This window comes from Enterobacter sp. ECC_219_Taxon_10, assembly GCF_058354905.1.
Map to the genome: position 1 here is coordinate 2,979,037 of NZ_CM178005.1, position 25,187 is coordinate 3,004,223.

The 25,187-nt window shown below is 53.9% G+C and carries 27 protein-coding genes, 3 tRNA genes and 1 pseudogene; 12 read left to right on the forward strand and 19 right to left on the reverse strand.

Annotation, left to right across the window (positions count from 1 at the left end; genetic code table 11):
- Positions 1-12 precede the first annotated feature (12 nt).
- Positions 13-1,527, reverse strand: a complete 1,515-nt coding sequence (gene araG / locus AC4ICF_RS14185) for an L-arabinose ABC transporter ATP-binding protein AraG (protein WP_316379488.1) — start codon at positions 1,525-1,527, stop codon at positions 13-15.
- 71 nt (positions 1,528-1,598) lie between these two features.
- A complete protein-coding gene (gene araF, locus AC4ICF_RS14190) occupies positions 1,599-2,588 on the reverse strand; it encodes an arabinose ABC transporter substrate-binding protein AraF (protein ID WP_008500409.1) in 990 nt (329 codons plus the stop codon).
- A gap of 787 nt (positions 2,589-3,375) precedes the next feature.
- Between araF and AC4ICF_RS14195 the strand changes: the two genes are divergently transcribed.
- Positions 3,376-3,879: a non-heme ferritin-like protein gene (locus AC4ICF_RS14195; protein WP_233002679.1), complete on the forward strand. Its 504-nt coding sequence runs from the start codon at positions 3,376-3,378 to the stop codon at positions 3,877-3,879.
- Between the two features lie 165 nt (positions 3,880-4,044).
- Positions 4,045-5,388, forward strand: a complete 1,344-nt coding sequence (locus tag AC4ICF_RS14200) for an anaerobic C4-dicarboxylate transporter (protein ID WP_316379487.1) — start codon at positions 4,045-4,047, stop codon at positions 5,386-5,388.
- A 41-nt stretch (positions 5,389-5,429) separates the two neighbouring features.
- Here AC4ICF_RS14200 and AC4ICF_RS14205 read toward each other — a convergent pair whose 3' ends face one another.
- The 3 genes from AC4ICF_RS14205 to AC4ICF_RS14215 all read right to left on the reverse strand — a co-directional run bounded on the left by AC4ICF_RS14205 (position 5,430) and on the right by AC4ICF_RS14215 (position 6,630).
- On the reverse strand, positions 5,430-5,681 hold the full coding sequence (locus tag AC4ICF_RS14205) for a DUF2766 family protein (protein WP_008500405.1): 252 nt from the start codon (positions 5,679-5,681) through the stop codon (positions 5,430-5,432).
- Between the two features lie 108 nt (positions 5,682-5,789).
- Positions 5,790-5,873, reverse strand: a complete 84-nt coding sequence (azuC, locus tag AC4ICF_RS14210) for a stress response protein AzuC (RefSeq protein WP_014884364.1) — start codon at positions 5,871-5,873, stop codon at positions 5,790-5,792.
- 118 nt (positions 5,874-5,991) lie between these two features.
- Entirely contained in the window at positions 5,992-6,630 is a 639-nt protein-coding gene (locus AC4ICF_RS14215) for an RpiB/LacA/LacB family sugar-phosphate isomerase (RefSeq protein ID WP_116339027.1), read from the reverse strand.
- Between the two features lie 257 nt (positions 6,631-6,887).
- Here AC4ICF_RS14215 and yecR point away from each other — a divergent pair, with 257 nt between their 5' ends.
- Both yecR and ftnA read left to right on the forward strand, forming a co-directional pair.
- Positions 6,888-7,226 (forward strand): YecR family lipoprotein, encoded by a 339-nt coding sequence (gene yecR, locus AC4ICF_RS14220; RefSeq protein ID WP_116339025.1) that lies wholly within the window; start codon positions 6,888-6,890, stop codon positions 7,224-7,226.
- A 203-nt stretch (positions 7,227-7,429) separates the two neighbouring features.
- Positions 7,430-7,927 (forward strand): non-heme ferritin, encoded by a 498-nt coding sequence (gene ftnA / locus AC4ICF_RS14225; protein ID WP_028013664.1) that lies wholly within the window; start codon positions 7,430-7,432, stop codon positions 7,925-7,927.
- A gap of 36 nt (positions 7,928-7,963) precedes the next feature.
- Here ftnA and AC4ICF_RS14230 read toward each other — a convergent pair whose 3' ends face one another.
- Complete coding sequence (locus tag AC4ICF_RS14230; protein WP_116339023.1) at positions 7,964-8,305, reverse strand: hypothetical protein; 342 nt, start codon at positions 8,303-8,305, stop codon at positions 7,964-7,966.
- A gap of 230 nt (positions 8,306-8,535) precedes the next feature.
- On the opposite strand from AC4ICF_RS14230, the gene tyrP reads away from it, so the two are divergent.
- The gene (gene tyrP / locus AC4ICF_RS14235; RefSeq protein WP_116339021.1) at positions 8,536-9,747 is read left to right on the forward strand and encodes a tyrosine transporter TyrP; all 1,212 of its coding nucleotides are present in this window, start codon (positions 8,536-8,538) and stop codon (positions 9,745-9,747) included.
- A gap of 33 nt (positions 9,748-9,780) precedes the next feature.
- On the opposite strand, the gene AC4ICF_RS14240 is transcribed toward tyrP, so the two are convergent.
- Complete coding sequence (locus AC4ICF_RS14240) at positions 9,781-10,449, reverse strand: YecA/YgfB family protein (RefSeq protein ID WP_233002677.1); 669 nt, start codon at positions 10,447-10,449, stop codon at positions 9,781-9,783.
- A gap of 414 nt (positions 10,450-10,863) precedes the next feature.
- Here AC4ICF_RS14240 and AC4ICF_RS14245 point away from each other — a divergent pair, with 414 nt between their 5' ends.
- The 5 genes from AC4ICF_RS14245 (at position 10,864) to AC4ICF_RS14265 (ending at position 15,870) form a co-directional block, all read left to right on the forward strand.
- Positions 10,864-11,985, forward strand: a complete 1,122-nt coding sequence (locus AC4ICF_RS14245; RefSeq protein WP_316379484.1) for a branched-chain amino acid ABC transporter substrate-binding protein — start codon at positions 10,864-10,866, stop codon at positions 11,983-11,985.
- 99 nt (positions 11,986-12,084) lie between these two features.
- A complete protein-coding gene (locus AC4ICF_RS14250; RefSeq protein WP_163329845.1) occupies positions 12,085-12,999 on the forward strand; it encodes an ABC transporter permease subunit in 915 nt (304 codons plus the stop codon).
- Between the two features lie 11 nt (positions 13,000-13,010).
- On the forward strand, positions 13,011-14,285 hold the full coding sequence (livM, locus tag AC4ICF_RS14255) for a high-affinity branched-chain amino acid ABC transporter permease LivM (RefSeq protein WP_163329952.1): 1,275 nt from the start codon (positions 13,011-13,013) through the stop codon (positions 14,283-14,285).
- Positions 14,282-15,157 (forward strand): ATP-binding cassette domain-containing protein, encoded by an 876-nt coding sequence (locus AC4ICF_RS14260; RefSeq protein WP_316379482.1) that lies wholly within the window; start codon positions 14,282-14,284, stop codon positions 15,155-15,157. Before livM ends, AC4ICF_RS14260 begins: the two co-directional genes overlap by 4 nt.
- Positions 15,154-15,870 carry an ABC transporter ATP-binding protein gene (locus tag AC4ICF_RS14265; RefSeq protein WP_316379481.1) on the forward strand — a complete coding sequence of 239 codons (717 nt, stop codon included), beginning with the start codon at positions 15,154-15,156 and terminating at the stop codon, positions 15,868-15,870. Before AC4ICF_RS14260 ends, AC4ICF_RS14265 begins: the two co-directional genes overlap by 4 nt.
- A gap of 82 nt (positions 15,871-15,952) precedes the next feature.
- Here the strand turns inward: AC4ICF_RS14265 and AC4ICF_RS14270 are convergent.
- The 6 genes from AC4ICF_RS14270 to uvrY form a co-directional block, all read right to left on the reverse strand.
- Positions 15,953-16,039, reverse strand: a tRNA-Leu gene (locus tag AC4ICF_RS14270).
- Positions 16,040-16,051: 12 nt separating this feature from the next.
- Positions 16,052-16,125, reverse strand: a tRNA-Cys gene (locus AC4ICF_RS14275).
- A gap of 46 nt (positions 16,126-16,171) precedes the next feature.
- Positions 16,172-16,247, reverse strand: a tRNA-Gly gene (locus AC4ICF_RS14280).
- A 152-nt stretch (positions 16,248-16,399) separates the two neighbouring features.
- A complete protein-coding gene (gene pgsA / locus AC4ICF_RS14285; protein WP_316379480.1) occupies positions 16,400-16,948 on the reverse strand; it encodes a CDP-diacylglycerol--glycerol-3-phosphate 3-phosphatidyltransferase in 549 nt (182 codons plus the stop codon).
- Positions 16,949-17,004: 56 nt separating this feature from the next.
- Complete coding sequence (gene uvrC / locus AC4ICF_RS14290; protein WP_116338999.1) at positions 17,005-18,837, reverse strand: excinuclease ABC subunit UvrC; 1,833 nt, start codon at positions 18,835-18,837, stop codon at positions 17,005-17,007.
- Positions 18,834-19,490, reverse strand: coding sequence for a UvrY/SirA/GacA family response regulator transcription factor (gene uvrY, locus AC4ICF_RS14295; protein WP_013096026.1), 657 nt, complete (start codon positions 19,488-19,490; stop codon positions 18,834-18,836). Before uvrY ends, uvrC begins: the two co-directional genes overlap by 4 nt.
- Positions 19,491-19,860: 370 nt before the next feature.
- Between uvrY and AC4ICF_RS14300 the strand changes: the two are divergent.
- Both AC4ICF_RS14300 and AC4ICF_RS14305 read left to right on the forward strand, forming a co-directional pair.
- A pseudogene (locus AC4ICF_RS14300) lies at positions 19,861-19,929 on the forward strand (hypothetical protein); the annotation flags it as partial.
- A 25-nt stretch (positions 19,930-19,954) separates the two neighbouring features.
- Entirely contained in the window at positions 19,955-20,179 is a 225-nt protein-coding gene (locus tag AC4ICF_RS14305; protein WP_014832453.1) for a DUF2594 family protein, read from the forward strand.
- A gap of 66 nt (positions 20,180-20,245) precedes the next feature.
- On the opposite strand, the gene sdiA is transcribed toward AC4ICF_RS14305, so the two are convergent.
- From sdiA to fliZ, 6 genes are all read right to left on the reverse strand, one after another.
- Positions 20,246-20,968 carry a quorum-sensing transcriptional regulator SdiA gene (gene sdiA, locus AC4ICF_RS14310; RefSeq protein WP_316379479.1) on the reverse strand — a complete coding sequence of 241 codons (723 nt, stop codon included), beginning with the start codon at positions 20,966-20,968 and terminating at the stop codon, positions 20,246-20,248.
- Positions 20,969-21,185: 217 nt separating this feature from the next.
- Positions 21,186-21,938, reverse strand: a complete 753-nt coding sequence (gene tcyN, locus AC4ICF_RS14315) for an L-cystine ABC transporter ATP-binding protein TcyN (protein WP_041909387.1) — start codon at positions 21,936-21,938, stop codon at positions 21,186-21,188.
- The gene (gene tcyL, locus AC4ICF_RS14320; RefSeq protein WP_163329837.1) at positions 21,935-22,603 is read right to left on the reverse strand and encodes a cystine ABC transporter permease; all 669 of its coding nucleotides are present in this window, start codon (positions 22,601-22,603) and stop codon (positions 21,935-21,937) included. The genes tcyN and tcyL overlap by 4 nt, the downstream gene beginning before the upstream one ends.
- 21 nt (positions 22,604-22,624) lie before the next feature.
- Entirely contained in the window at positions 22,625-23,611 is a 987-nt protein-coding gene (gene dcyD / locus AC4ICF_RS14325) for a D-cysteine desulfhydrase (protein WP_163329836.1), read from the reverse strand.
- Positions 23,612-23,718: 107 nt separating this feature from the next.
- The gene (gene tcyJ, locus AC4ICF_RS14330; RefSeq protein WP_047652374.1) at positions 23,719-24,519 is read right to left on the reverse strand and encodes a cystine ABC transporter substrate-binding protein; all 801 of its coding nucleotides are present in this window, start codon (positions 24,517-24,519) and stop codon (positions 23,719-23,721) included.
- 86 nt (positions 24,520-24,605) lie between these two features.
- Positions 24,606-25,157: a flagella biosynthesis regulatory protein FliZ gene (fliZ, locus tag AC4ICF_RS14335; RefSeq protein WP_061097767.1), complete on the reverse strand. Its 552-nt coding sequence runs from the start codon at positions 25,155-25,157 to the stop codon at positions 24,606-24,608.
- Positions 25,158-25,187: the final 30 nt, after the last annotated feature.

Sequence of the window (25,187 nt, forward strand, 5' to 3'; positions counted from 1 at the left end):
TTAACTCCTTACTCAGGCGACTGCCTGGCTGACTTTAGGCATGGCGAGGTTCAACGCCTGTTGTTCATTCGCCTGTTCATGAAGTAATTCACCGGCGATTTCACCTTCCCGCATCACCACAATGCGGTCGGCAACGCCAAGCACCTCAGGCAGATCGCTGGAGGCGAACAGCACCGCCACGCCGCGTTTTGCCAGTTCATAGATCACGTTGTAAATCTCGTGTTTTGCGCCCACATCAATACCGCGCGTCGGCTCGTCCAGCAAAATGACCTTCATATCTTCCGACAGCCAGCGGCCCAAAATGGCCTTCTGCTGGTTCCCTCCTGAGAGATTCATAATCAGCTGTTCCGGGCCGGGGGTTTTGATGTTCAGCGAGCGAATATGGTGGTCGGCGTTGCTCGACTCCCAGCCGTCGTTTATCAGGCAGCCCGCGCGGATAAACTTACGGCGGGCAGAAATGTTGATGTTGTCGCGCACCGAATGCACCGGAATGATCCCCTCCGCCTTGCGGTCTTCAGGGCAGAGCATCATTCCGGCCCTGATTGCATGGGCAGGTTTCTGAATATCCACCGGCTCGCCGTCAATGGAGACCTGGCCTGCGGTAATGCGGGTACCGCCGAACAGTCCTTTCATCAGCTCGCTGCGCCCGGCCCCCACCAGACCAAACAGCCCGACGATCTCACCGCTGCGAACGGATAACGAAACCGGCGTTCGCACGCCTGGCGCTTTGACGTTGTCCAGGCGCAGGCGCTCGGGGCCGTACTCGCGCGGTTTCCAGTGATAAATATCGCCCAGATCGCGCCCGACCATCGCCTGAACGAGCTGATCATGGTTAACCTGCTGCATATCGGTAAAGGTGCGCACATAACGCCCATCTTTAAATACGGTGATGGCATCGCTCAGGGCAAAAATCTCCTCCATGCGGTGCGAGACATACAAAATGGTGCGGCCTTCCTGACGCAGCTCGCGGATCACGCGGAACAGGTTTTCGATTTCACGCGCGGAGAGCGAACTGGTGGGTTCATCAAAGGCAATAATTCTGGCGTTACGCGCCAGCGCCTTGGCAATTTCAACCATCTGCCACTGGCCGATGGAGAGGTATTTCAGCGGCGTCTGGGGATCGACGTCCAGACCCAGGTGTTTAAGCTGCAGCCCCGCTTCATAATTAAGTAGCGAACGATTCACCACGCCGCTTTTGTGCGGAAGCTGCCCTAAATAGATGTTTTCAGCCACGGTCATCTCAGGGATGAGGTGCAATTCCTGATAGATAATGGCGACACCAGTGTTGAGCGCCGCCGTGGTATCGGCGAAGGCCACCTCTTCACCGCGAATGGCCAGCGTGCCGGTTGTTGGCGCGTAGTTGCCGCTGAGGATTTTTAGCAGCGTGGATTTCCCCGCTCCGTTTTCCCCCATCAGGGCATGAACCTGGCCGGCATAGCAGTCGAAGCTGATATCGGTCAGCGCGTTAACACCGGGAAACGTTTTCCCGATGCCGCGAAAAGAGAGATACGGATTAGACTGTTGCATAACGACTCCGTGATTCCTGTAGTGTGTACGTCTGGCCCCTTACGGCGAGTAAGGGGCACAATCACAGCGTATTACTTACCGCCCAGTCCTTTTTTCGCCAGTTCCTCTTTGAAGTTGTCGCGGGTAATCAGCACCACGTCGGTCACTTCTGTAAATTTCGGCGGTTCTGCCCCTTTGGTTACCCAGTTGTAGAGCATTTCGCTGGATTTGTAGCCATGGACGTCCGGGCTTGGCAGCAGAGAGCCGTAGAAGCCAGTGGCCTGCGCTTTGGACAGCTCGCTCACCGCATCCACGCCGTTGATGCCGATCCCAATGACGTCTGGCGCTTTGAAGCCCTGGCCTTCCGTCGCGCGCACGCCGCCCAAGACGGTGTTGTCGTTCATGCCGACCACCAGCCAGTGTTTCACTTCCGGGTGCTGGACCAGCATGGAGTTCGCGGCATCAAAGGCACCCGGGATGTCGTTAGATTTGGTAGGCACTTTGTAGATCTGTTTTTCCGGGAAGCCGGCCGCTTTCAACGCGTCCATTGAACCGGTCGTACGGCGACGCGCCGTGTCCAGCTCGTCCGCGGTGATAGCCATGACGGCGGTCTCTTTCACATCCCAGCCGCGTTTCTGCATCTCCTTATAAAGTTCCTGCCCCTGACGTTCACCGATTTTGGTCGCCGCCATCATGACCAGTGGAACGCTGTCCATGGGTTTGCCTTTGGCGTTAACGAACTGATCGTCAACCGCAATAACCTTCATGTCGTAACCGCGGGCTTTTGCCGCAATTGCTGACCCCAGTTTGGGATCCGGGGTGCAGATAACAAAGCCTTTCGCGCCGCTGGCCGCCAGGCTGTCGATGGCGTTCAGTGTTTTCTCACCGTCCGGCACGGCGATTTTAATCACCTCAAAACCTAAATCTTTTCCGGCTTTATCAGCGAATTTCCACTCGGTCTGGAACCAGGGTTCTTCCGGCTGTTTTACCAAAAAACCGAGTTTTAAATTCTCAGCGATAGCGGATTGTGACATAACGGCAGCCAGACCGATGGCCGCCAGCGCTTTAGTAAATTTGTGCATGGTAAACTCCAGCTTTAGCATTCTTTTCTGTAGGGAAGATTTGCGTGCTTCTTATTTAATCGGACTTAAAACAAGGCATTAGCGCTTACCTCGTCATAAGCGTTATTGCTGGTGATAGTTTTAGCGGGAAATTAATCATCCATAAGAGAGCCCCATCACACCGCAGAATTACAGTAATTGCGTACATAAATTCAGCGAAAAATGACATAAAAATGGCAGGAATTGTCAGACAAATGAAAGGGAGGTGAGCAGAATAATCCATAAGATTAGCTAAGAAATCCCTGATGCCTTACGGGGGTGACGCTGCGGCTATCGCCTGACGAGGGAACCATGCTTTTTATCAAAAAAGCGAAAGAGGCATAAAAAGGCGTTATTCCTTAAAAATTGATTTAGCGCAAATTTAGTAACGCATCATATATTTGAAATGAATAATCTGTATTTATTTTTTTTACAGAGCATTATTCCGGTTAAATATTCACGAACATAAATCAGCACAGCCAAAAAGGCATTTACCTTTTAATATCAATGACTTAATTAATTTTCATTTGGTGGCTATATATTTGTATTTTTGTACTATATTAAACTTTGTAATGTATGGTAAACACAGCCTAATTAAGAGTTTTCTTAATCATAAGACAAAGGTATGCTTATTTATATCGAACACAGGAAGTGAATTTTCGATCGACTTCAGTTACTGCAGAAATTGCATTTCTGTTTTTCTTCGCATTTGCCTGGCTGTCAGGTTAAGCAGCGGACATCACGTCCCACAGTCTATAAGGATATGAGTATGGCTACCCAAACGATGATGCAAAAACTTAACGCGCAGATGAACCTTGAGTTCTACGCCTCGAATCTGCACCTTCACTTAAGCGCATGGTGTTCTGAGAAAAGCCTCACGGGCTCTGCCACGTTCTTTCGCTCACAGGCACAAAGCAACGTCACCCATATGATGCGCGTCTTTAACTTCCTGAAGGCCGCAGGGGCTAACCCGGTAGTTAAAGCCCTCGATGGGATCAACGAAAATTATTCTTCTCTGGAAGAACTGTTTCAGAAAACGCTGGAAGAGCATGAGCAACGCTGCACGACGCTCAACAGACTGGCCGATGAAGCCAGAGCACAGCATGACATCACCACCCTTAAATTTTTACGCGATATGGACAAAGAACAGCAGCAGGACGGCATGCTGCTGAAAACGCTGGTGGATGAGATCCATAATGCCCGACAGGCAGGTTTATGCCCGGAGCAGGCCGACCGCCACCTGCTTGACCTGGTGACGGTGCAGCATCACTAAGCGTTTTAACCTGCCCTTTCCCTGATTCTGGGGGGCAGGTTCCCCTCCCTTTTCACCAACCCTCTGCTTTTGCTGAATTTTAACAAATCAGATCTCGCTCCCAATGATTAGCCTTACAAAATGTAATGATTTATTTAATTACATAATCATTAACGAGGGAGCAGCATGATCACCATTGAGTTTGTTGTCATTCTCCTCTGCCTGCTGACGGGTACACGTTTCGGCGGCATGGGGCTTGGGTTAATCAGCGGGATTGGCCTTTTTATTTTGTGTTTTGTCTTTGGACTCAAGCCCGGCAAGCCGCCGGTTGACGTCATGTTAACCATTCTTGCGGTGATTGGCTGCGCCGCCACCCTGCAGACGGCGGGTGGCCTCAACGTCATGATGCAGTTTGCTGAACGCCTGCTGCGCAAACACCCACAGCACATCACGCTACTTGCCCCTTTTACCACCTGGATGTTGACCTTTCTGTGTGGCACAGGGCACGTGGTCTATACCATGTTTCCCATCATTGCGGATATCGCGCTTAAAAAAGGGATCCGACCGGAACGCCCAATGGCGGTGGCATCGGTGGCATCCCAGATGGCGATCACCGCGTCTCCGGTTTCCGTCGCCGTCGTGTCGCTGGTCTCCATCCTGGCCGCGCAGCATGGGATAGGTCACGCGTGGGGGATCCTGGAAATTCTCGCCGTGTCGGTTCCCGCTTCACTTTTCGGGGTGGCGATTGCGGCCCTGTGGAGTTTACGCCGCGGGAAAGATTTGGCTGACGACATTGAGTTTCAGGAAAAACTAAAAGACCCCAGGCAGCGCGAGTTTATCTATGGCGGCACGGAGACGTTGATGAACCAGCGTTTTCCGAAGCAGGCCTACTGGTCGACATGGATTTTCTTTGCCGGTATTGCGGTGGTGGTCCTGCTCGGAGCCTTCCCTGAACTGCGCCCCGCCTTCGAGCTGAAAGGCAAAATGACGGCGCTGTCGATGAACCTTGTCATTCAGATGATGATGCTCATTGCCGGGGCCGTGATGCTGATGGTCTGCAAGGTCAATGCCTCAGCTATCTCAAACGGCGCGGTATTCAAGGCCGGCATGGTGGCGATCTTCTCGGTGTTCGGGGTGGCGTGGATGAGTGATACCTTTTTCCAGGCGCATCTCGACGAGTTAAAGCTGGCGCTGGAAGGCGTTGTGAAAAGCCATCCGTGGACGTATGCCATCGTGCTTTTCCTGGTGTCGAAGCTGGTGAACAGCCAGGCCGCGGCCCTGACGGCCGTGGCGCCGATGGGGTTGATGCTGGGCATCGATCCGAAAATGCTGATCGCCTTCTTTCCGGCGTCATACGGCTATTTTGTCCTGCCGACCTACCCCAGCGATTTAGCCTGCATCGGCTTTGACCGCTCGGGGACGACCCGCATCGGCAAGTTCATTATTAACCATAGCTTTATTCTGCCAGGGTTAATTGGTGTAAGCTGCGCCTGCGCGGCGAGCTACCTGCTGGTGCAAACCTTCTTTTAACCGCATCAACGGGCGACACGCGCGGTCGCCCGTGCGCAGGTTTAATGAGACTCGCCCTGCGGCGTGAAGCGCAGCTCTATGAGCGCGATGGCTTTCTGGATCGCGCGAAGCGTAACCGGATCGGCAGCGGCAGGATGGCTGGCAAAATCGATATTTTTTAGCTGCGTGGACATCTTCTCGCGCACTTCAACCGGCGCAATAACGTCCAGAACATCAAGAATTTGCTTGATAACCAGCTGACAGGCGACAACGTCAGATACCAGTTCCTGATCGGCGCTCAGGTTTTGTGACATGGGGCTTTCTCCTTATTCAAAGGCCGCCATAGTATCAAAACGTGGCCCCTGACATCTTCCCTTCATCGCCGCAAGACATAAAAAAACCCGCCGAAGCAGGTTTTTCTGTCAGAACATGGCGCCTGGCGGCACGTCTTTAAAGGTGCGGCAGTAGTTGGCCCACATACTTTTCAGGATTTTGCGCAGTTTCATTGTGATGCTCCATTAACGTGTTATACAACGCTGTCGTCAATGTGCCTATAATATGACCACGGTCACAAAAATCAACATTTTTGTGATGTACATCACAATTCAACTCTCAAAAAGATCGTTAACCCACGATACCGCGAACAAAATCTTCGATCGCCTTATCCTGGCAATTTTCGAAGAAGCACTGCTGGAAACGCGGGCCGGAAACAGCGGTCTTTACCAGCTCAGGATCGATGGCGCGCAGCGAGTCCAGATAGTTATCTTTCACTACGGCCGCTTTCACCTGGTTCAGAATACCGGCGTTACGCACCTGCGGCTCTTTACGCTCTGGCGGATAACCCTCCCCTTTGCGGCCGGTGAATGCTTTTTCAAAGATAAAGCGAACGTTCAGCTCCGCCCCCCAGCCAAAACCTTTGGCAAACGGCAGCGAAAGCGCATTGCCGTTGTTGATTTGCGCAAAGAGGAAAGCGTCTGCGGGATCGATGCAGTAGCCGCAAATCACGCCAGGGTGGATGTTTAACGACATCAGCGCCCCCTGCCCGGTGCCGCATCCGGTGACCACGAAATCTACCGCTTTCGCATTCAGCAAAATACTCGCCATAATGCCCAGGTGGATGTAGGTCAGGTGATGATCGTTTTCGTCGCTCATACCGACGTTATATACCGGAAACCCTTTTTCATCAGCTACCGTTTTCAGCTCTTTCAGTATCACCGCGTTTTTGGCCGCCTGGCTGTTTTCCATCATCAGTGCAATTTTCATTATCTCTCTCTCCGGGATGCGCTGCGGGCGAACCCGCTATGGATACCTTTTCATAATTTACCCTACTATCAAACAAACGCACTTTCAAAGTAAATGAAATGTGGTTTTAAAAAAACAAATGCGCGCTCACAGATCTGTGACAAAAGCGCCTCACGTCGTCCGTTGCAAAGAGAGAAGAGAGATTGTCCGGCTATTCGGGGGATTGCGGCGGGCATCTGCGGGTACGATAACGTATTTCCATCCACTCAGAGCGAACCATGAAAAGAGTCATCGTAGCCGGCGCTATCCTGCTGCTCGCAGGGTGCAGCGTTAACCGTCAGGCGGAAATCAGCAGCCTCGATGCCCCGAACGGCATTGTCCGCCTCGACTACGGCCAGGCAGTGCTGCAAAACGCCTGGTCAGACGAATATGTTAATAACGGTACCGCGGTAAAAGCCTGCCAGAACATGGGGTATGCCACCGCCTCTGCCTACGGGCAGCCCGTCAAAACCTGTACCCTGACAAGCGGCTCTTTGTGCCTGAACGAGAGCGTGACCATTCAGTATAAATGCATGGGGTATGCCGTTAACCCTAAGTCAAATAACCCCTGGTATTAATCAAAGCTGCCAGCGCGTGCTGGCGCTTTATTTAACTAAGAACAAAAATAATTCGCATTAATAAATATAAATATCGCCAATGCGTTTTATTCCCATTCGTATTTTGAACTAATAAATATTTAATTTTACTTTTTGCAAATAATTAAATAACAAATTATAGTGTCGCTCATTATGAACCCGTAATAATAATCCGGAGCGCCACCATGCTGAAAACTGAAATGATCGACAAGCTCAATGCGCAAATGAACCTTGAGCTCTATTCATCCCTTCTCTACCAGCAGATGAGCGCCTGGTGCAGCTATCACAGCTTCGAAGGTGCGGCAGCGTTTCTACGTCGTCACGCTCAGGAAGAGATGACCCACATGCAGCGCCTGTTCGATTATCTGACCGATACGGGTAGCCTGCCGCGCATCGAGAACGTGGCATCGCCTTTTGCCGAGTACAATTCTCTCGACGAACTGTTCCGCGCCACCTATGAGCACGAACAGCTGATCACTCAGAAAATTAACGAACTGGTTCATGCGGCAATGATCGGCCAGGATTATCCAACCTTTAATTTCCTGCAGTGGTACGTCGCTGAACAGCACGAAGAAGAGAAGCTGTTTAAATCGGTGCTGGATAAATTATCGCTGGTGGGTAAATCTGGCGAAGGACTTTACTTTATTGATAAAGAACTTTCGACTCTCGATACGCAGAATTAATATCAGCGCGGTGCCGGTTTCCGGCGCCGCGTTAATTTACATACACCCCGCGCAGCTGGTGCAGCGCCAGTCGTGAGGATTCACGGCCTGGTAAAAATTGCGGTAATTCGCCGTCTCCAGCGGAATACCCGCCTCGAAAAACAGGTCGGTTAGCCAGTCGACGTTCTCAATAATCCACTCATCTTCCTGTAGTCCCTGGGCGAACGCCTCATCCTCGGGATCGATAATCGAATAAATTGCCCACGTGCCCATGTCTTTTTCGCGTCGGGACTCCGGCAGCGTCAGGGGCTGATTCTGCCAGCTGATAATCCAGTGACCGTGGCATAACAGATTGCCTCCCCGGCTCCATGCCGCGGTAAATGGATTCTCCCCCGCCATAAAAACCCTCACTTTATTTTATTATTTGTACAAGGTGTTTACGTTACGCCTGAATTTCGCGCCGTAATATTGCCCTTATGAAGTAGGCATCACCCCATAAAGGATCGGAGGGTTAGCCGGGTGTAAAATAATCATTACACGACTTGTAACGGTGATTTGACGAATTACCGCTTTTCCCTTACTCTGCGCCGCAGAATTTGTCGCGATTCACTATCGTTGTAGAGGAAAGCGTGAAAAACAGAACCCTGGGAAGTATTTTTATCGTCGCCGGAACGACGATTGGCGCAGGAATGCTGGCAATGCCCCTGGCCGCAGCAGGCGTGGGATTTGGAATGACCCTGCTGCTGCTTGGCACGCTCTGGGCATTAATGTGCTACACCGCACTGCTGCTGCTTGAGGTATACCAGCATGTCCCCGCCGATACCGGACTGGGTTCGCTTGCGGCGCGCTACCTGGGACGCTACGGCCAGTGGATCACCGGCTTTAGCATGATGTTCCTGATGTATGCCCTGACCGCCGCCTATATTAGCGGTGCCGGAGAGCTCATCGCCTCCAGCGTCAATGACTGGTTTGGCTCAGACATTACCCCTGCCACGGGAGCCATCTTCTTTGCGCTCATCGGCGGCGGCGTGGTCTGCGTGGGAACCTCGCTGGTCGATCTGTTTAACCGCTTTCTCTTCAGCGCTAAAATTCTGTTTCTGGTTGTCATGCTGGTGCTGCTGGCGCCGCACGTGCACAAGGTGAACCTCCTGACGCTGCCGCTGGAAAAAGGTCTGGCGCTTTCCGCTATCCCGGTTATTTTCACCTCGTTTGGCTTCCACGGCAGCGTGCCAAGCATCGTCAGCTATATGAACGGTGATATTCGCAAACTGCGCCGCGTCTTTGTCATCGGCAGCGCCATTCCGCTGATCGCCTACATTTTCTGGCAGCTGGTGACGCTGGGCAGCATTGACTCTTCAACCTTCGTCGGGCTGATGGCGCAGCACGCTGGCCTGAACGGTTTTCTGCTGTCCCTGCGCGAGGTGGTCACCTCGCCGCACGTGGAGCTGGCGGTGCACCTGTTTGCCGACCTGGCGCTGGCAACCTCCTTCCTGGGCGTGGCGCTCGGCCTGTTTGATTACCTTGCCGACCTGTTCCAGCGCCGCAATACCGCCGTCGGGCGGTTGCAGACCGGCGCCATTACCTTCCTGCCGCCGCTGGCCTTTGCGCTGTTTTACCCGCGCGGGTTTGTGATGGCGCTGGGCTACGCGGGAGTGGCGCTCTCTGTCCTGGCCCTGCTGCTCCCTTCCCTGCTGGCGTGGAAAAGCCGTCAGCAGCATCCTCAACAAGGATACCGCGTGGCAGGCGGGAAACCGCTGTTGTGCGTTGTGTTTAGCTGCGGGGTGATGATTATTCTGGTGCAGGTGTTGATTGCAGCGGGGATGCTGCCGGAAGTGGGTTAACTAAAAAAGGGGCTAACATTAGCCCCTTTTTTATCAGTGCAGGCAGCAGCTCTTAAACTTCTTCCCGCTGCCGCAAGGACACGGATCGTTACGCCCCACCTTCGTGCCGTTCACGACAGGCTTCTTCGCTTCCGGCTGCTGCGGATTCTCCACCCAGTAGTTGTATAAGCGCAGGGCCGCAGGCTGGATGCGCTCGATGCTGGCGATATACTCCTCTTCGGACAGTTCATCCAGCTTCTCGCTGTTCTCTTCCGTTCCGTGCAGGGCAATCACCTCGAGGTCGGCCTTCAGGGCTTCCGGCAAGGCTGACCAGTCCGTCAGTGCCACACCGCGCATGTAGCCATAGCACCACTCTTCGACCACGGTGTAACTCTCCCCGTCAACGTCGTTATAGCCGAACATGGGCTCAAACTGATCCGGGTACTCGCTCAGGCGCTCGGCAATGTCGTTCATATGCTTAAAGCAGAGATCGATAAAACGGTTCATCTCACGATCGTTTTTCCAGCGCGGAATGTATTTCTCCCCGCCCCACACCGCCACCAGCCAGGCATCTGGCTCAACGACAACAGGGCCGGAAAGCACTGCGGTAAGCATGCCGTCCAGCTCGGATACGTCAATCACGGACGCATCGTCATGACCGTAAGACATTAACGTCTCTTCCAGCCACGCCATTTCGCTTTCATTTAATGGACCTTCCGTCATCGCGGACACTCCTGATACAAAGGAAAGGATCCTACCACAGATCGCACGCCTGCCCTGGCTGAAGTTTAGGTCTTTATTGCTGCAAAAGCGTGCAAATCGTGACCGTTGCACAACTTATGAGCTTTATTGTTAACGATGTGTGATCTCCGCTGTAATTTCTTCTGCTGCCCCAGGGCGGGATAACGCGGCACTCTATACTCAAAGATGTCATATCCCCGTCAAGGGGTTAACCATTCTGGCAACGTTTTTGCTTGCTGTTCTTCGCGCGACGCTGCGCATGGAAACCTCGCCGTATCACGCAGGATGCCGTTCGTTTAGTGCATTTTGTTCTTGCCCGTGTTTTTGGATTGGCTGCGCCCTGGGCGTTCAGGCTTACGCCGTGGTGCAAAAACCTCTTTGCTAAGGAACATAATAATGTCGCTGAAATTTATCAGAACTCCTGTTTCTCTTGTGTTGGCCGGCTGCCTGGTGACGGCGTTTTCCGCCCGGGCAGATATCGTGATTGGCGTGGCCGGGCCGTTCACCGGACCGAATGCCACCTATGGCGATCAGTACTGGCACGGCGCTACGCAGGCCGCAGAAGACATTAATGCTGCAGGCGGGATTAACGGTGAGAAGATCAAACTGGTTCAGGGGGATGATGCCTGCGAGCCTAAGCAGGCCGTGGCCGTCGCCAACCGCTTAGTCGACCAGGATAAGGTCAATGCCGTGGTCGGCCATTTCTGCTCCTCTTCCACCATGCCCGCCTCTGAGGTGTATAGCGACGCCGGCATCATCGCGATTACTCCCGGCTCGACCAATCCGCTGATCACCGAGCGCGGCATGAGCGACATGTTCCGCATGTGCGGCCGCGACGACCAGCAGGGCCAGGTGGCCAGCGACTTCATCATCGACAAGCTGAAAGCCAAACGCGTGGTCATCATTCACGATAAAGACACCTATGGACAGGGGCTGGCAGACGCTACCAAAGCGGCGCTGGCGAAACGCGGGGTCAAGGATGTGATGTATGAGGGGTTATCCCGCGGTGAAAAAGATTTTAACGCGCTGGTGACGAAGATCGGTGCCCAAAAACCGGACGTGGTGTTCTTCGGCGGCTGTCACCCGGAAGCCGGCCCGCTGGTTCGCCAGATGCGTGAACAGGGCGTGCAGGCGAAATTCTTCTCCGGCGACTGCATTGTCAACGAAGAGATGGTGACTGCGGCGGGCGGCCCGCAATACACCAACGGCATTTATATGACCTTCGGTAAAGATCCGCGCCTGATCCCGGACGGTAAAGCAGTTATCGAGAAATTCCGCGCCGGTAAATTCGAGCCGGAAGGTTACACCCTCTACTCCTATGCTTCCGTGCAGGCCATTGCCGCGGCCTTCAAGGCCACCGGCGGCAAGGACTCTGCCAAAGCCAGCGAGTGGCTAAAGGCCAATTCCGTCGACACGGTGATGGGCAAAAAAGCCTGGGACAACAAAGGCGATCTGAAAGTGTCTGACTACGTGGTTTACCAGTGGGACGACAAGGGAAAATATAAGGAAGTCGAGTAACGGGACGGAGTCACGCTCAACGTCGGCGGGCCTGCCCGTCGGCGCGTAATAAACATCAGGCTGCGCGGCTCGCGCAGCCTATAAAACGAGCGCGCTAAAATGAGTACATTCTTCCTGCAACAGTTAATCAATGGCTTAACGCTGGGCTCCGTCTACGGCCTGATCGCCATCGGCTACACCATGGTGTACGGCATTATCGGCATGATCAATTTCGCCCACGGCGAAGTGTATATGATTTCCGCCTATCTCTGCGCCATTGGCCTGGCGCTGCTCTCTTTCTTCGGGCTTGAGTCATTCCCCCTGCTTATTCTGGGTACGCTGGTGTTCACCATCGCAGTAACCGGCGTGTACGGCTGGACTATCGAGCGTATCGCCTACAAGCCGCTGCGCAACTCCACGCGACTGGCGCCGCTTATCTCCGCCATCGGGATGTCGCTTATCCTGCAAAACTATGCCCAACTGAGCCAGGGCCCGCGCCAGCAAGGGGTGCCGACCATGCTCGACGGCGTGATTCGCCTGCATTTTGGCGACGGGTTCGTGCAGATAACCTACACCAAAGTGTTTATTCTGGTCGCCTCGTTTGCTGGCATGCTGATCCTTACCTGGATAATCAACCACACCCGGCTGGGGCGGATGTGCCGCGCGGTACAGCAGGATCGGAAGATGGCCTCCATTCTGGGCATTAACACCGACCGGATTATTTCGCTGGTTTTTGTTATCGGCGCGGCGATGGCAGGCCTGGCGGGCGTGCTCATCACCATGAATTACGGCACCTTTGATTTCTACGTCGGGTTTGTGATTGGCATTAAGGCCTTTACTGCGGCAGTGCTCGGCGGCATCGGATCCCTCCCCGGCGCCATGCTGGGTGGCCTTATCCTCGGCGTCGCGGAAGCCCAGTTCTCCGGCATGGTGAACTCGGACTATAAAGATGTCTTCTCATTTGGCCTGCTGGTCATGATCCTGATTTTCCGTCCCCAGGGACTGCTTGGGCGCCCGATTGTGGCCAAAGTGTGAGGGAGAGAATGATGACATCGCACGGTTTTTCTCTTAAACGCTGCATTCTCGACGCGATTTTTTCCGGGCTGATTGCGCTGATTATCTTCGGCCCCATTGCGGGCGTGGTGCTGGACGGGTACAGCTTTAACTTCGCCGGACAGCGGCTGGCCTGGATGGTTGGCATTGTGATGCTGGGGCGTTTTCTGTTGAGCGCCTTTTTAGGTACCGCCGCGGGAGCCCGCTTTCAGGCTCGCTTTGAGGCCGATAGCGCGGGCGTATATGTCCGGCCTCCGGAATACAAAAGCCGCATGCGCTGGATTATTCCTCTGGTGATTGCTTTTGCGGTTTGCTTTCCGTTTGTCGCCACTAAATATGTGCTGACCGTCGCTATTCTCGGGCTGATCTACGTGCTTCTTGGCCTGGGGCTGAACATCGTCGTGGGGCTGGCCGGCCTGCTGGACCTGGGGTACGTTGCGTTCTACGCGATCGGGGCGTACGGTCTGGCGCTGGGATACCAGTATCTCGGCTTAGGCTTCTGGAGCATGCTGCCGCTGGCGGCGATCATGGCCGCCGCCGCAGGCGCCCTGCTCGGTTTCCCTGTGCTGCGCATGCACGGTGACTATCTGGCCATCGTCACCCTCGGATTCGGGGAGATCATTCGCCTGGTACTGAACAACTGGCTGACCTTCACCGGCGGCCCCAATGGCGTCTCGGCCCCTCCTCCCACCTTTTTCGGTCTGGAGTTTGGACGACGCGCCAGGGAAGGTGGCGTGCCCTTCCACGAATTTTTCCACCTGACCTACAACCCGAACATGAAGTTCATCTTTATCTATACGGTGCTGTTTCTGGTGGTGATGCTGGTGCTCTACATCAAGCACCGCCTGACGCGAATGCCGATTGGCCGTGCGTGGGAAGCCCTGCGGGAAGACGAAATTGCCTGTCGCTCAATGGGGTTAAATCATGTGCTGGTTAAGCTCTCAGCCTTTACGCTGGGCGCGTCGACCGCGGGCATTGCCGGGGTATTCTTCGCGACCTACCAGGGGTTCGTGAACCCGACCTCATTCACGTTCTTTGAATCGGCCCTGATCCTCGCCATCGTCGTGCTGGGGGGTATGGGCTCGACGCTGGGCGTGGTGCTGGCTGCCTTTGTGCTTACGGTCACGCCGGAGCTGCTGCGCAGTTTTGCCGAGTACCGCGTCCTGCTGTTTGGCATGCTGATGGTGGTGATGATGATCTGGCGTCCGCGCGGTTTGATCCGCATTAACCGCAGCGGGTTTGCCGTGCGTAAGGGCGTGGCGCCATGAACGAAACGATATTGCGCGTTGAACATCTGATGATGCACTTCGGCGGGATTAAGGCGCTAAACGACGTCAACCTGGACGTGCAGCGCGGCTCCATTACCGCCCTCATCGGGCCAAACGGGGCGGGAAAAACAACCGTGTTTAACTGCCTGACGGGCTTCTATAAGGCCTCCGGCGGCAGCATTTTATTTAATACCCGCACAAACACGACCAACGTTATTCAGGTCCTCGGACAAAAATTCCAGCCGGGCGACTGGATTAACCCGGCGCAACTCGGGCAGCGCCTGTTCTACAAAATGTTTGGCGGAACGCACTTGGTGAACCGCGCCGGGCTGGCGCGCACCTTCCAGAACATTCGTCTTTTTCGCGAGATGTCGGTCGTAGAAAACCTGCTGGTCGCGCAGCATATGCGCGTCAACCGTAATCTTCTCGCCGGGATTTTAAACACGCCGGCATACCGGCAGGCGGAGAGCGACGCCCTGGACAGGGCCTTCTACTGGCTGGAAGTGGTGGACCTGGTGGAGTTCGCCAATCGCCTGGCGGGAGAGATGTCGTACGGCCAGCAGCGGCGTCTGGAGATCGCGCGGGCAATGTGTACCGGGCCCGAGATGATCTGCCTGGATGAACCCGCCGCCGGGCTTAACCCGGTCGAAACGCATAAGCTCAGCAGCATTATTCGCTTTCTGCGGGATCGGCATGACATCACGGTATTACTGATTGAGCATGATATGGGGATGGTGATGGAGATTTCGGACGACATTATCGTGCTCGACCACGGCGATGTGATTGCCAGAGGAAAACCCGAGCAGATCCAGCATGATGAAAAGGTCATTGCCGCCTACCTGGGCACGGATGAAAGCGAGGTGAAGCTATGAGCGAACCGCTGCTGGCATTTCGCGAGGTGGACGTGTTCTACGGCGTGATTCAGGCGTTGAAACAAGTTTCGCTGGAGGTCCATAAAGGTGAAACCGTGGCGCTGATTGGCGCAAACGGCGCGGGGAAATCGACATTGCTGATGTCCATCTTTGGCCAGCCCCGTATCCGCAACGGGCAGATCCTTTTCAGTGGTGAAGATATCAGCCATAAATCCACCCACTACGTCGCCTCCGGCGGCATTGCGCAGGCGCCTGAAGGCCGGCACGTTTTCCCGGATATGACCGTTGAAGAGAATCTGCTGATGGGGACCATCCCCATCGGTAACCGGTATGCGGCTGAAGATATGCAAACCATGTTCGAGCTGTTCCCTCGCCTCAAGGAGCGGCGCAAGCAACGTGCGATGACCATGTCCGGCGGGGAACAGCAGATGCTGGCTATCGCCCGGGCGCTGATGAGCCGTCCGAAGCTGCTGCTGCTGGATGAACCGAGCCTGGGCTTAGCGCCGATCGTGGTGAAGCAGATCTTCCAGACGCTGCGCGAGCTGGCCCGCAACGGCATGACCATCTTTCTGGTGGAGCAGAATGCGCATCACGCGTTGAAGCTTTCCGATCGCGGGTATGTGATGGTTAACGGGCAGATCCGGCTGAGCGGCAGCGGCGAGGAGCTGCTGGGCAATCAGGAGGTGAGGAAGGCTTATCTGGGCGGGGTGTAACTGGCGGATTCCAGGCACAAAAAAACCACCTTTCGGTGGTTTCACGACACTGCTTATTGCTTTGATTATTCTTTGTTTCCCATGGTACCCGGAGTGGGACTTGAACCCACACAGCGCGAACGCCGAGGGATTTTAAATCCCTTGTGTCTACCGATTCCACCATCCGGGCTCGGGAAGAAAGTGGAGGCGCGTTCCGGAGTCGAACCGGACTAGACGGATTTGCAATCCGCTACATAACCGCTTTGCTAACGCGCCGTAAAACTTTTCAAACTGACACCCGCTGCTGCGCATGTCTTTAATCTGGAGCGGGAAACGAGACTCGAACTCGCGACCCCGACCTTGGCAAGGTCGTGCTCTACCAACTGAGCTATTCCCGCATGTCATCAAACTTACTGCTAACTGCTTGATTTCACTATCGTCCGGCTTGCTGTGCCGCCGTTCGATGCGTTGCATTCTACTGATATGACGTTATGAGTCAACGTTATTTTTTGCTTCCCCGGATCGTTTGCTGAAAATTACGGCGAAACGATCACTGTTCAAGCAAATCCCCGCGCGCAGCGTTCAAATATTGCAGCATTGACCACAGCGTCAGCACCGCCGCTATCCACAGAAGACCGATCCCCGCCCACTCTACCCAGGCGTTCGGGCGCCAGAGCATCCAGACCAGCGAGGCCATCTGCGCGGTTGTTTTCACTTTACCAATCCAGGACACCGCCACGCTGCTGCGTTTCCCCAGCTCAGCCATCCACTCGCGCAGCGCAGAGATGATGATCTCACGGCCGATCATGGTTGCGGCGGGCAGCGTCACCCACCAGGTATGATAGTGCTCAGCCACCAGCACCATCGCGATAGCGACCATGACTTTATCGGCTACCGGATCGAGAAACGCGCCGAAACGGGTGCTTTGGTTCCAGCGGCGCGCCAGATAGCCATCAAACCAGTCAGTTACCGCTGCGATAAGGAAGATCAATGCGCAGGCAAACGGTGCCCAGACAACCGGCAGATAAAATGCCAGCACAAAGAACGGAATGAGTACAACACGAAAGAGAGTGAGCAACGTAGGGATATTATATTGCATAGTGACGGTAACTATTTGTTGTCAGTAAAATTTAGCTCTATGTTGCTACAGAGCCCTCAATGTTTCAACGAGTAGTAGATCTTTTCTGCCAGCCCTTGCGAAATACCCGGCACTTTTGCAATTTCCTCCATGCTGGCGTTGAGTAATCCTTGCAATCCGCCCATATATTTCAGCAGCATCTGGCGGCGTTTTGGCCCCACGCCCTCAATGGTCTCAAGCGTGCTCGTGTTTTTGACCTTCGCCCGTTTTTTGCGGTGCCCGCTAATGGCATGGTCGTGCGACTCATCGCGAATATGCTGGATAACGTGCAGCGCCGGGGAGTCCGGTGGCAGGCTGAAGCCCTCGCCTTCCGGTTCGAAGAACAACGTCTCCAGACCGGCCTTACGATCGGCCCCTTTTGCCACGCCTAACAAAAGCGGATGGTTTTTGTCCCACTCAACGTCAAGCGACTCGAATACCGCTTTCGCCTGACCAAGCTGCCCTTTCCCGCCGTCGATAAGAATGACGTCAGGGATCTTGCTTTCTTCAATGGCCTTACCGTAGCGACGGCGGAGCACCTGATTCATGGCCGCATAGTCGTCACCCGGCGTGATGCCGGTGATGTTATATCGGCGATACTCGGCGCGCAGCGGGCCGTTGGCGTCAAACACCACACAGGACGCCACCGTCTGCTCACCCATCGTATGGCTGATATCGAAACATTCCATTCGCTTCACTTCCGGCAACTTCAGGAGCGTCGCCAGCGCGGTTAAACGCTGGCTGATCGTGGATTGCTGGGACAGTTTCGTGGTGAGCGCCGTCGCCGCGTTGGTTCGCGCCAGCTTAAGATAGCGCGCACGATCGCCGCGCGGTTTGGTTTGAACATTGACCCGACGGCCCGCCAGTTCGGAAAGCGAATCGGCCAGCAGGGTTTTATCGTCAAGATTAAAATCAAGCAAGATCTCGGAGGGCAACGTGCGCATCTGGCTGCCCTGCAGATAGAACTGGCCGACAAACGTTTCCACCACTTCTCCCAGCTCAGTGCCGCCAGGCACTTTCGGGAAATAGCTGCGGCTGCCGAGCACTTTTCCCTGGCGAATGAACAGCACATGCACGCAGGCCATGCCGGCGTCGAAGGCCACGCCGATAACGTCGAGATCGTCACCGGTATTTGAGACAAACTGTTTCTCAGTGACTCTGCGCACCGCCTGGATTTGGTCGCGGATCCGTGCAGCCTCTTCAAACTCAAGCGCGGCGCTGGCTTTTTCCATTCGGGCGATCAGCTGGGTTAAAACCTGATCGTCTTTGCCGGCTAAGAACAGGCGTACATATTCTACCTGCTGCGCATACTCGTCTTCACTGACCAGCCCGGCAACGCAGGGGCCAAGGCAGCGACCAATCTGGTACTGCAGACACGGGCGCGAGCGGTTGCGGTAGACGCTGTTTTCACACTGGCGGATCGGGAAGATTTTTTGCAGCAGCGCCAGCGTTTCCCTCACGGCATAGCCATTCGGGAAGGGGCCGAAATATTCACCCTTCGCATGTTTTGCGCCGCGGTGCATCGCGAGGCGCGGATGGGTATCGCCACTCAGAAAGATAAACGGATAGGACTTGTCGTCCCGCAGCAGCACGTTATAGCGCGGCTGGTAGAGCTTAATATAGTTGTGCTCAAGCAGCAGCGCTTCCGTCTCGGTATGTGTCACGGTGACATCAATATTCTGAATAAGTGAGACCAGCGCTTCGGTCTTACGGGAGGCAAGGTTGCTGCGGAAATAGCTGGAAAGACGTTTTTTAAGATCTTTGGCCTTCCCCACATAGATAACCGTACCGCCAGCGTCATACATCCGATAGACGCCTGGCTGGCTGGTTACGGTTTTCAGAAATGCTTTTGAATCGAATACATCACTCACTGACTTAACAACGTCTCCGCGTTACATAAACCGTGCCGGATGGCCAGATGAGTCAGTTCAACGTCACCATGGATGTTCAGTTTACTGAACATTCGATAACGATAGCTGTTGACCGTTTTCGGGCTGAGATTCAGCTGTTCTGAGATCTCATTCACTTTCTGACCCTTGGTGATCATCAGCATAATCTGCAATTCACGCTCAGACAAACTGGCAAACGGTGATTCCGTTTTCTCGGGTTCGATCTGGCTCAGCGCCATCTGCTGCGCAATGTCAGAGGCAATGTAACGCTGCCCGGCAAAAACAGAACGGATAGCATTGACGACTTCCTGCGGAGCGGCACCTTTGCTCAGGTAACCAGCTGCACCCGCCTGCATCACCTTCGCGGGCAGTGGGTTTTCAGTATGCACGGTCAGCATGATGACTTTCGTATCAACAAAGGTACGCGCGATTTTGCGTGTTGCCTCAAGACCACCAATACCGGGCATGTTCATATCCATCAGCACCACATCGGCCGAGTTTGTGCGGCACCATTTTACGGCATCTTCCCCACAGCACGCCTCACCGGCAACTTTAATACCTTTAATATCTTCAAGAATGCGTCGTATCCCTGCGCGCACCAGTTCGTGGTCATCAACAAGAAGGACGTTGATCAAAGGAAATGTCTCCAGAATAGGGATAACGCTACTGAGTGATAATTTGGCTTATATTAACGGTTTTCATCACAAGATTAAAACGTTAAAAAATCGGCCATTCGATTTTGCTCTCGTTTTTGGAAATTAGCCTGTACAGTCCATGGAAAGAGAGCCCTGCCATCAGAGCTTTTCCGGCTTTTTTTAAGCATCTGTATTCAAAAAGTTACAAAAAGCTTGCATGTTTTTCTCGCGGAAAAACTGTCCTCAAATTTTTGTAACAATAATTAACGGCAAGTAAACCAGGCGCAAACAATTAATAACCGTACCAGAGCATCAGTTTACCGTCTGGCTGCGTTTACGCAAATAAACACCGACGTAAAAGTACGAAAAACAACCGCTGCATTTTTTGCTGCAGCTTGTGGTATACTCCGCCGCCTTGACTTTCGTCGTCGCGCTTTAGCGCCGTTTAATAATGAGGAAAATAAATGAGCACACCTGAATTTGCCACTGCGGAGAATAACCAGGAACTGGCACAGGAAGTAAACTGCCTGAAAGCGCTGCTAACGCTGATGCTGCAGGCTATGGGCCAGGCTGACGCTGGTCGTGTGATCATTAAAATGGAAAAACAAATCGCGCAGATGGAAGACCAGGCGGAATCGGCCGTATTTGCTAACACCGTTAAGCAAATCAAACAAGCGTACCGCCAGTAACAAAAAACGGCTGGATGCAGTGCATTCAGCCGTCCACTCGTCTGTCACGCAGAACGTACTCTCTAATCAGATCAATCCCGTAGCCGCCGCGTAACAGGCAATCTGCGTCTTGTTTGGCGCATTAAATTTTTTCTGCATATTCTTCTGATGGAAGTTAACCGTATTCTCTGAAATAGAGAGAATGATCGCTATTTCCGCAGACGTCTTCCCTTCCGCAGTCCATTTCAGAATTTCTCGTTCGCGTTTGCTGAATTTCATCTCAGGCGGCATAACCATCTCATCTTCAAAACGCAACAGCGCGGTTAATGCCATTTGCACCAGCATCTGAAGCCGCAGCTCTATTTCCTCGCCGGCAAATGGCCCTTCCTGCGCGCTAGTACGAGAAACAGAGAGGAAGCCGAGCGCATGATTAGGCAGCATCAGACACTGCGTTATTCCCGAACGTAAGCCGAAGTCCTGCGCGCTGCTCCATAATTCCTGAGCATCCGCGAATAATGCGTCCGTCCAGGGTAAATGCCCCTGAATGAAATTCTCCGGCTTAAGCACCGGATCGATGGTGAAATAGTTCGCTGATTGATATTGCGCCAGCCACTGCTGCGGATAAGTGGCATACACAGAAATTTTAGGTCGCGTAAACGGCACGGGATGGCGCACACAGAGTGCGTAATAATCGAATTCCAGCGCCTGGGTTTGTCGCTGAAGTTCCTGATATACCTCGGCGGCACAGGTCAATTCCTGAAACCGGAGGGAGCAATCCCGTCGCCAGGTGAAAAAGTCTGAATCCTTCATACTTACTAAAAGAAGCCTCTGAAAAGATAATCATTATTATGGTGAATATAAACTAACACATAAAACTTATTTCTAACTACAAAATATCGGCAATAGTGCAACTGCGCTATAGATAAGGGCTATTCTGGCCGGGCGGAATAAAAGAACATCGTTTAAGGTGTAGAGCGAGAATAATTTGCTCCAGAGAAAGTTTCTGGAGCAAATCAGTGCAGAAATGCTACTGCATGAGGAATTTTTCCAGGAACTGACGGGTTCGCGGCTGCTGAGGATTAGCAAATAAGCTTTTCGCCGGTCCCTGCTCCACTATTCGCCCCTGGTCCATAAAGATGGCCCTGTCCGCCACGTCGCGCGCAAAGCTCATCTCATGCGTCACGATGACCATGGTGCGTTTTTCCTGCGCCAGCTGGCGGATGGTGTTCAGCACCTCACCCACCAGCTCGGGATCGAGCGCGGAGGTCGGTTCATCAAAGAGGATCACATCAGGCCGCATCGCCAGCGCCCGCGCTATCGCCACGCGCTGCTGTTGCCCCCCCGACAGGCGGCGCGGATAGCTGGTTTCTTTACCTGCCAGCCCGACTTTGGCGAGCAATTCGCGCGCGCGAGCCGTCGCTTCCTCTTTTGGCTCACCTTTTACTATGACCGGTCCTTCAATAATATTCTCCAGCACCGTGCGGTGCGGGAAAAGGTTGAAGCTCTGGAACACAAAGCCAACATGCTGACGCAGGCGGCGAATCAACCCTTTCTGCTGGCTGATGGATTTACCGGTATCAATCGTTATCTCCCCAACCCGAATGGTGCCCCCTTCCGGCTGTTCAAGCAGGTTGATACTGCGCAGCAGCGTAGTTTTACCCGATCCGCTCGGGCCAATAATCGCCACTACTTCACCCTGCTCAACTTCCAGGTCGATCCCGTGGAGCACCGTTTGCCCGTGGAATTTTTTCACCAGGTTTTTAACGTCGATAGCACTCATTTTGGATCACGCTCCTGGCGGTTAAGCTGGTTTTCAAAATAGTTTTGCAGCGCGGACAACACCGTCGCCATCACCCAGTAGATCAGTGAGGCGGCCAGATACATGGTGAAAACTTCAAGGGTGCGTGAGGTAATGAGCTGCGCCTGACGGAACAGCTCCGGCACCTGAATGGTTGCTGCGAGTGAGGTGTCTTTCACCAGGCTGATGAAACTGTTGCTCAGCGGCGGAAGCGCTACCCGTGCAGCCTGCGGCAGAATCGCGCGACGCAGCGTCTGCCACGGCGTCATCCCGATACTGGCCGCCGCTTCCCACTGGCCTTTATCAATTGACGAGATCGCCGCGCGGAGGGTTTCGGAGGTATAGGCCGCCGTATTGAGCGACAGCCCAATCATTGCCGCCGGGATCGGATCCAGCTCGATCCCGAACTGCGGTAAACCGTAGTAGATCATAAAGAGCTGGGCGATGAGCGGCGTACCGCGAAACACGGAGATATAAAAGCGCGCCAGCCAGCGTACCGGCAGGATGGGCGACATGCGCATTAAGGCCAGAATAAAACCCAGCACCAGCCCGAAGAACATCCCGCCGATACTGAGCTGTAACGTAAATACCGCACCTTTCAGCAGGAACGGCAGCGAATCAATAACCAGTTGAATACTTTCTTGCATTATTATTTTTCGACCTGATTTTTAGACATGAGGATGATAAGCAAACAGCGCGGGCGCCCCGCCGGTGTGCACAAATAAAATCGGCCCTTCATCCTTAAAGCGTTTCTGCGCAATGCCATCGATAAGCCCGGCCATCGCTTTGCCCGTGTAGACCGGATCGAGCAGTATACCCTCAAGGCGCGCCAGCAGCTTAACTGCTTCCATCCCCTCTTCGTTAGGCGTCCCGTAACCCGGTGCAAAATAGTCATCCCAAAGCCGGATCTCGGCCCTGGCCTTCAGCTCCAGCTGCTCTGCCACCGCCTGTTGCAGAGTCACTACTTTTGGCTTCTGGTCCGCGACGCTGCGGGACACCGTCACGCCAATCAGCTCGACCTCCGGCAGCAGCTGTTCCAGCCCCACCGCCAGCCCGGCATGCGTGCCCGCGCTTCCGGACGCGACGACCACCGACGAGAGGCTAACGGCGCCCTCGCACTGCTGTGCAATTTCCAGCGCGCTTTCCACATACCCCAGCGCGCCCAGCGCATTCGAACCACCGACGGGAATAACGTAGGGACGGAAACCCTGCGCTTCCAGACGCGTGGCAAGTTCGTCAAGCTGCGAGGTCGGGTCGGTCAACGCATCCACCATCTCCACCTGCACGTTAAACAGATCCAGCAGCAGACGGTTACCGTTGGTCAGATAGTTTTCCGCCCGCGTACCTATCGGGTTTTCCAGCAGGGCCACGCAGTGAAGCCCGAGCTTTGCCGCCACGGCCGCCGTCTGACGAACGTGGTTAGACTGAATGGCCCCGGCGGTGATCAGCGTGTCCGCCCCTTCGCGCAGCGCGTCAGCCGCCAGAAACTCCAGCTTGCGCAGCTTATTGCCGCCCATCGCCATCGGCGTCACGTCATCGCGCTTAATAAAAATATCGCGTCCCAGATAATCAGAAAGTCGCGGCAGGTACTCCAGCGGCGTCGGCGCACCGATAAACTCCAGACGGGGAAAGCGCGTTAAATTCTGTAGTGACATGGAATCTCCGGTAACTCAGACAAAATGTGATATTTTTCATTATGCACGCAGACGCGTAAGAAATAAAAAAGGCGCTTTTAAAAGCGCCTTTTTTTCACGTCACCGACTTATTTGGTGACGTCTGCCCCGAACCACTTCTCAGACAGCGCCTTCAGGCTGCCGTCTTTCTGCATGTCAGCAATCGCGGAATCAATGGCTTTCACCAGATCCTCATTGCCTTTACGAACGGCCACGCCGGATTCCTGACGAGAGAACGCATCACCCGCTACCGCGAGGGTATTGTTGGTTTTCTTCACCAGATCCAAAGCGGCCAGACGGTCAACCAGAATGGCGTCGATACGGCCTACGCGCAGGTCCTGATATTTCGTCGGGTCATCATCATAAGTGCGGATATCCACACCCTGAACGTTCTGGCGCAGCCACTCTTCGTAGTTGGTTCCCAGACCGACGCCAACTTTTTTGCCTTTCAGATCGGCAGCCGTTTTGATGGAGCCTTCGTTACCTTTCTTCACCAGCGCCTGAATACCGGACACGGTGTACGGCGTGGAGAAGTCATACTTCTTCTTACGCTCGTCAGAAATGGTCACCTGGTTAATCACCACGTCAATGCGTTTGGAGTCCAGCGAAGCCAGCATACCGTCCCATTTGGTCGGTTTCAGCGAGGCCTTAACGCCGAGGTGTTTCGCCAGTTCTTCTGCAAATTCCACTTCAAAACCGGTGAGTTTGCCGTCATCACCCTGGAAACTGAACGGAGGATAGGTTCCTTCCAGCCCAACCAGCAGCGTGCCGCGCTCTTTTACTTTATTCAGCAGGTTTTCTGCGGCGAACGTTTTTACGCTCATGCCCGCAACCAGCGCGACGGCCATAACTCCCATCAGCGCCTGACGACCCAGAAGTGCAAATTTCATAAATACCCCGATATAGTGGAATTTTTACGTAGTGTAGAGAAATCGCCTGCAACGTCAAAGGCGACTGCGCTACATCTTATTCTTTTTTAATATATATCAGAAGTTGTTCCGGCGAGCGCTTTCTGCTTCACGGAACCCGGCATTTGCACCTTATATTGCGCATACTTGCGCAGCGCAATACGGTAGTTGTTGGTGCTGGTTGCAGGCAGCCACGGCTCCAGATTTTCATCCAGATAACCGGTCTTGAGCAGATCGCGAGAGATATTGTTAACGGTCAGATGCTGACCAAGGCGGCGCAGGCGAACCACATATTCGCGCACGGTGCCGTGGCTCATCTCCGTTTGTTCGAACAGGAACTGCTTGAAGCCGATGATGTCGAAGAAGTCGCTTTGCTCTTTGCAGTGAAGATCGCCACAGAAACGGCAAAGCGCCACCCACTCTTTTTGCTCTTCGAGCCACGCGGCTTCATCCATTAACGTGTCGAGGCGAGAGATTGCGATTTTATTCACGATCTCGCCGCGGCGAACCAGCGTGATACGATCGAGTAATTTGTTACAGTGGGCGCAATGCGTCTGGCTGTGTTTAAAGTCTTTCAGGTAGCGGCTTAAAGGCCGTCTTTTAGATTGCTGCACCGTCATGATAACTCCTGGTTGTCAATACGTTGTGCG